This is a genomic window from Shewanella sp. 10N.261.52.F9, from assembly GCF_041471165.1.
In the GTDB taxonomy this organism is placed as follows: domain Bacteria; phylum Pseudomonadota; class Gammaproteobacteria; order Enterobacterales; family Shewanellaceae; genus Shewanella; species Shewanella marinintestina.
Genome location: NZ_JBFRNX010000038.1, coordinates 22,960 through 29,196 on the forward strand (window position 1 = coordinate 22,960; position 6,237 = coordinate 29,196).

The 6,237-nt window shown below is 42.6% G+C and carries 5 protein-coding genes and 1 tRNA gene; 4 read left to right on the forward strand and 2 right to left on the reverse strand.

Annotated elements, in window-relative coordinates:
* Positions 1-140: 140 nt before the first annotated feature.
* Together miaB and AB4298_RS20500 are read right to left on the reverse strand one after the other, a co-directional pair.
* Positions 141-1,568 (reverse strand): tRNA (N6-isopentenyl adenosine(37)-C2)-methylthiotransferase MiaB, encoded by a 1,428-nt coding sequence (miaB, locus tag AB4298_RS20495; RefSeq protein ID WP_248998734.1) that lies wholly within the window; start codon positions 1,566-1,568, stop codon positions 141-143.
* Positions 1,569-1,663: 95 nt separating this feature from the next.
* A complete protein-coding gene (locus AB4298_RS20500; protein ID WP_371988206.1) occupies positions 1,664-1,978 on the reverse strand; it encodes a hypothetical protein in 315 nt (104 codons plus the stop codon).
* 317 nt (positions 1,979-2,295) lie between these two features.
* On the opposite strand from AB4298_RS20500, the gene AB4298_RS20505 reads away from it, so the two are divergent.
* The 4 genes from AB4298_RS20505 (at position 2,296) to AB4298_RS20520 (ending at position 6,084) form a co-directional block, all read left to right on the forward strand.
* Complete coding sequence (locus AB4298_RS20505; protein WP_371988209.1) at positions 2,296-3,480, forward strand: FAD-dependent monooxygenase; 1,185 nt, start codon at positions 2,296-2,298, stop codon at positions 3,478-3,480.
* Between the two features lie 273 nt (positions 3,481-3,753).
* Complete coding sequence (gene pth / locus AB4298_RS20510) at positions 3,754-4,338, forward strand: aminoacyl-tRNA hydrolase (RefSeq protein WP_248998731.1); 585 nt, start codon at positions 3,754-3,756, stop codon at positions 4,336-4,338.
* A 52-nt stretch (positions 4,339-4,390) separates the two neighbouring features.
* Complete coding sequence (gene ychF, locus AB4298_RS20515; RefSeq protein WP_248998730.1) at positions 4,391-5,482, forward strand: redox-regulated ATPase YchF; 1,092 nt, start codon at positions 4,391-4,393, stop codon at positions 5,480-5,482.
* Between the two features lie 525 nt (positions 5,483-6,007).
* Positions 6,008-6,084: transfer RNA gene (locus AB4298_RS20520), tRNA-Met, on the forward strand.
* Positions 6,085-6,237 lie beyond the last annotated feature (153 nt).

The following is a 6,237-nucleotide window of genomic DNA, read 5'->3' on the forward strand; positions in this document are numbered from 1 at the left end:
TCTGGTTAAACGCGAATAGTGCTAGTTTACGAGCCATACTCAATAATTGCGAATGGTATTTTTAGCGAGCATTACCGAAGAAAAAAGCGGCATCTCAGGATGCCGCCTTTAGCGTATTTCGATATAATGGCTTAAGCCGTTCAAGCTGGCTTATATTGAGTCACACCTAAGTCATCATCTTGCTTATATTTAGCTGTGATATCTGATGGGCGCAGGTTGCGGCGTAGATCCATGTCATTTTCGCCGCGAATAAATACGCCACGTAGTGAGTTGGTGTAAACGTCTACAATTTCAACATCGACAAACTTACCGATATGTTCATGTAAGCCTTCAAAATTAACTACTCGACTGTTTTCAGTACGGCCGCGAAGCTCCATTGGATTTTTAACCGATGGACCTTCAACTAAGATACGTTGCACAGTCCCAAGCATGTGACGGCTGTAGCGCATAGCTTGTTGAGTAATACGATCTTGCAAAATCGCTAGGCGCTCTTTTTTCTCATCTAAACTAACGTCATCTGGTAAGTCTGCAGCAGGCGTACCTGGACGAGCACTATAGATAAAACTAAAGCTGTGATCGAACTGAATGTCTTCAATCAGCTTCATAGTGTCAGCAAAATCTTGCTTAGATTCACCAGGGAAACCAATGATAAAGTCAGAGCTGATTAAAATATCAGGACGTGCTTTACGTAGGCGACGAATAATCGATTTATACTCGATCGCCATATGGCCACGTTTCATTTGCGTCAGGATTAAATCTGAACCAGACTGCACTGGTAAGTGTAAAAAGCTCACCAATTCTGGTGTGTCTTCATACACATCAATAATGTCTTGAGTGAATTCAATTGGGTGGCTGGTAGTAAAGCGCAGTCGGTCAATACCATCAATCGCAGCTACGTAACGTAAAAGTTCTGCAAAAGTACAGATCTCATCGTCATGAGTCGCGCCACGGTATGCGTTAACGTTTTGACCTAGTAGGTTTACTTCACGCACGCCTTGCTCTGCTAACTGGGCTATTTCTAAAATGATATCGTCTAGTGGACGGCTCACTTCTTCTCCGCGAGTGTATGGTACAACACAGAACGAGCAGTATTTACTGCAACCTTCCATAATTGATACGAATGCACTTGGCCCTTCAGCGCGGGGCTCTGGTAGACGGTCAAACTTCTCAATTTCAGGGAAGCTCACATCGATAACCGCTTTTTTACCATCTTTGATCTGGTCGATCATTTCAGGTAGGCGATGCAAAGTTTGTGGACCAAAAATAAGGTCAACACATTGAGCACGCTCTTTAATTGCTTTACCTTCTTGCGAAGCAACACAACCACCAACCCCGATAATCAGTCCTGGCTTTTTATCTTTTAATGTTTTCCAGCGCCCTAGCTGATGAAAAACCTTTTCCTGTGCTTTTTCACGAATAGAACAAGTGTTCAGCAGCAGTACGTCAGCTTCTTCAGCGTCGTCTGTTAAGGTGTAACCTTCGTATTCGTCAAGAAGATCAGCCATCTTAGAAGAGTCATACTCATTCATTTGACAGCCCCAAGTTTTAATATGGAGTTTTTTACTCATCAGTCTGTATCACTCTAGAAGCACCGAAAAAATAGCGCGACATTTTAACGCCTAAGTCAGCCTGTGGCTAGCATTTAGCCGTTAATAAAGTGATTTTATTCTGCAGACTCCAATGTCATTGTTTTTACTAAGGCTTTAGTTGGTATATTTACGGAGTTATTTTCGGCAACGCTGAGGCTGTAGCTTTTGGCCATCTGCTGGCTGCTTTGTTTCGCTTGTTGATGTATGTCGACCAATAGTTGCTGATTAAATGCTTGCAGAGTATCGCTGGTATATTGATAAAGTGAATATTCAAATGGAGTCCGATAAATAACATTGATATGTTCCATTTCAGTCGGATCTAGATTTGCCTGGCTGGTGGCTGGAATGAACGATGCAAAAAGTAATGCTGCCAAGGTAAAGTTCTTCATAATATCCTCACTTAATGTTTTATGGGGGTCCCCCATTTGACAGTTTGAGTCTATGGCATGGTTTGCATCTTGCTTTTGTGGTTTGTAAGCAGGTGTGAGGAAAGTTAACTCTAGACACATTTGTACACGTTAGAGTTAAATTTGACACTAATCGACATATTTCGGCGCGCTTTATTTACAAAGCGAGGTAGAGCTAATCTGCTCAGTATCAAATAGTGCAAACTTTCTTTTATAAAGCATTAATATTGGTGTGTTTGGGTGTAAACTGCTTGGGCATAATTGAGGTTAGGAGAGAAAGCGCAGTGGAGCAGGTGAATATGAAATGCAGCGTGTATGATGCCGTAGTTGTAGGTGGTGGTATGGTTGGCGCGGCAACAGCAATTGGACTTGGGCAGCTTGGGTTGAAAGTTGCTGTTATCGAAGCCTTTGCACCAAGAGCTTATGATAGTGAACAGGCCTTAGACCTACGCGTGTCAGCTATTAGTGCTGCATCTGAAGCCTTACTTGAGCGTTTAGGCGCACTAACAGGGTTAGATCATGTGCGTAAAGTTGCCTATAAAGGTCTTGAAACTTGGGAGATGGACGACTGCATAACCCGTTTCCATAGTGATCAAATAGGCTGCTCCCATTTAGGTCATATCGTTGAAAACCGCCTTATCCAATTAGCGTTGTGGCAACGTTTGCAGCAACTCGACAATATAGCCCTATTCTGTCCGACCAAAATAGCCAAATTAACTCGCAAGCAGGCGGACGATAAAATTTGCGTAGAATTAGATAATGGTGAAACCTTTGATACGCGGTTACTAGTTGGCGCCGACGGCGCTAACTCTATGGTACGTCAGTGGGCCAATATTGGTATCAGTGGTTGGGATTATGCTCAGTCTGCCATGCTAATTAATATTGAAACTGCTTGCGACGAACAAGATGTGACTTGGCAGCAATTTACTCCAAATGGCCCATGTTCTTTATTACCTTTACCAGGCAACAATGCTTCATTAGTCTGGTACGATGAAGCCAATAAAATTGCCCAGTTAACTCAGCTTAATAATAAAGCCTTAGCGGCGCAGATTGATCTGCACTTTCCGGCTCGACTCGATCGCGACTTTACCGTTGTCAGCAAAGCGAGCTTTAAACTGACTCGTCGGCATGCACAAACCTATTACCGCAATAACTTAGTGATCCTTGGTGATGCGGCGCACACGATTAACCCGTTAGCAGGGCAGGGAGTTAATTTAGGTTTTAAAGACGTTGATGCTTTGGTAACAACGATTGCTAAACACCTAGAAGATGACAAAGGCTGGTGGCGTAAACCTGTATTGGCAGAATTTCAAAAGTGCCGTTATCGCGACAATCAGCTCATGATGTCAACGATGGATCTTTTCTATGCCAGCTTTAGTAATGATATTTTACCACTTAAACTTCTGCGTAATGGTGCGTTAAAGCTAGCCAATATTGATTCGCCGATTAAAAAGCAGGTGCTGAAATATGCGATGGGCTTTTAGTTAAGCGTGAACGGATAAAGCTAACTTAGCTTACTATTCAATAAACCGGATCTTGGATCCGGTTTTTTTGTGATTAATTTTTATTAGTTTTATCAGTCATTATGCTGGTGTAAGTGGCGAAAAAGGCGCTGAACAACATATTTAGATTGCGCAATATTTGCGTATAATTTGTTGGCAGGCTATTTGAGTGCTAAAATGTCGCGTTTTTAATTTTGTTGTTACTTTATTTAAGCAACGACAAAACCTAATTTAGGCCAATACAGACAGGGTGCTATGAGCAATATTAAACTGATTGTCGGGCTTGCAAATCCCGGCGCGCAGTACGAACGGACTCGCCATAATGCTGGTGCGTGGTACGTTGAAGAACTCGCTAGGATCTGTGGTGCCACATTAGTATTAGATACTAAATATTTTGGCATGACGGCGCGAGTCACCTTACATGGCAAAGATGTCCGTCTGTTAATCCCGACAACCTTTATGAACTTAAGTGGTAAGTCGGTTGGCGCATTAGCGAACTTTTTTAGAATCGCGCCAGAAGAGATATTAGTTGCACACGATGAGCTCGATATGCCACCGGGTGTAGCCAAATTTAAGTTGGGTGGTGGTCACGGTGGTCATAATGGCCTTAAAGATATCATTGCAAAACTTGCTAATGATAAAGGCTTCTACCGCTTACGTATTGGTGTTGGTCACCCAGGTGATAAAAACCAGGTGAGCAACTATGTGCTAAGCAAAGCATCCCCAACCGATCAAGAGCTGATGGACGCCGCAATAGATGAAGCGGTTCGTTCGACAGAGATCTTGTTCAACCAAGATATGGCAAAGGCGATGCATAGACTGCATTCTTTTAAAGCTTAAACAAGTGCTTGGAGCTTTGCTTCAAGTCATTCATTGATATAAAGGTAACAATATGGGTTTCAAATGCGGCATCGTAGGCCTGCCAAACGTTGGTAAATCAACACTTTTCAACGCACTAACTAAAGCTGGCATCGAAGCGTCAAACTTCCCGTTCTGTACTATTGAACCAAATACAGGTGTGGTTCCAGTTCCGGACTCGCGTCTTGATGCTTTAGCTGAAATCGTCAAGCCTGAGCGTGTATTAGCAACAACAATGGAATTTGTTGACATTGCAGGTCTTGTTGCTGGTGCATCTAAAGGTGAAGGTCTAGGTAACAAATTCCTAGCTAACATCCGTGAAACTGACGCAATTGGTCATGTTGTGCGTTGTTTTGAAGACGACAACATTGTTCACGTTGCAAATAAGGTAGACCCAGCAAGTGATATCGAAGTGATCAACACCGAGCTTGCTCTTGCAGACCTTGATTCATGTGAACGTGCTATCACTCGTCAAGCAAAGCGTGCTAAAGGCGGCGACGCTGAAGCTAAGTTTGAAGTGGCTGTACTTGAAAAAATGCGCCCAGTTCTAGACGAAGGCAAAATGCTACGTTCTATGGATCTAAGTAAAGAAGAGCTAGCTGCAATTGGTTACTTAAACTTCCTAACACTTAAGCCAACAATGTACATTGCAAACGTAGCTGAAGACGGTTTTGAAAATAACCCTCATCTAGATACAGTTAAAGCACTTGCTGCTGAGGAAAATGCAGTTGTTGTTGCTGTGTGTGCGGCTATCGAGTCTGAGCTTGCTGAAATGGACGCTGAAGACCGTGAAGAATTCATGGCTGATCTAGGTCTAGAAGAGCCAGGTCTTGACCGCGTTATTCGCGCCGGTTACGAACTACTAAATCTACAAACTTACTTCACTGCAGGTGTTAAAGAAGTTCGTGCTTGGACTGTTCGTGTTGGCGCAAGTGCACCACAAGCGGCTGGCGTAATTCACACTGACTTTGAACGTGGCTTTATTCGTGCTCAAGTTATGGCTTACGAAGACTTCATCACTTATAAAGGTGAAGCGGGCGCGAAAGAAGCGGGTAAGCTTCGTGTAGAAGGTAAGACATATACTGTTAAAGACGGTGATGTCATGCACTTCCTATTTAACGTTTAAGTTTGACTAAACGTTAATAGCAAACGGCGACTTATATAGTCGCCGTTTTTGTATCTAAGGTTTGCTTACAATATATAGCTGTTCTTTTATTGTTGTCGAAGTTTGTTAGTAATTGTTTTAGAGCTATCAATCATCACTTTGAAGTGATCATAAGTTGTTTAGCTATCGTAGTTCATTAAACGATGCTGATGACTAGGAGAGGTCGAGTATTTAACAGAGAATTTAGCGGCTGCTATTTCAAACTGCTATATAAAAGCTGTCGATATAGGTGTGAAAAGGTCATTTGAGTATACTCGGACAGTGCTATTGGCTAATAAAATTTACCTTAGTAGCTATGCTCAAGTGTGAAAAGCGCTAAAACTTTCTTAGAAAAGGCCCTTTTTTGGGTGTCTGTTGCTCAGTTTGGTGAACTTATCGCCGAACAATGCCGTTTCGGTAAATTTGCAGAAAAAAGCAGTTGACCTGAATAAGCCGAATAAGCATAATACGCCCCGTTCCCCAGACAGGGGGATGAAAAAGAAAGATGGCAATGTAGCTCAGCTGGTTAGAGCACAGCACTCATAATGCTGGGGTCGCAGGTTCAAGTCCCGCCATTGCTACCATCTTTACTCTGAATGAAAAATAGAGTCATCTTAATCTAGATGTAAAACTTGATACAGTGTTGAAGTGGTGGATGTTGATATTAGACACGCCAGATTCAAACGCCATCTTAATCTAGATGTAAAACTTGATGCAGTGCGGGAGTGGTGGAATTG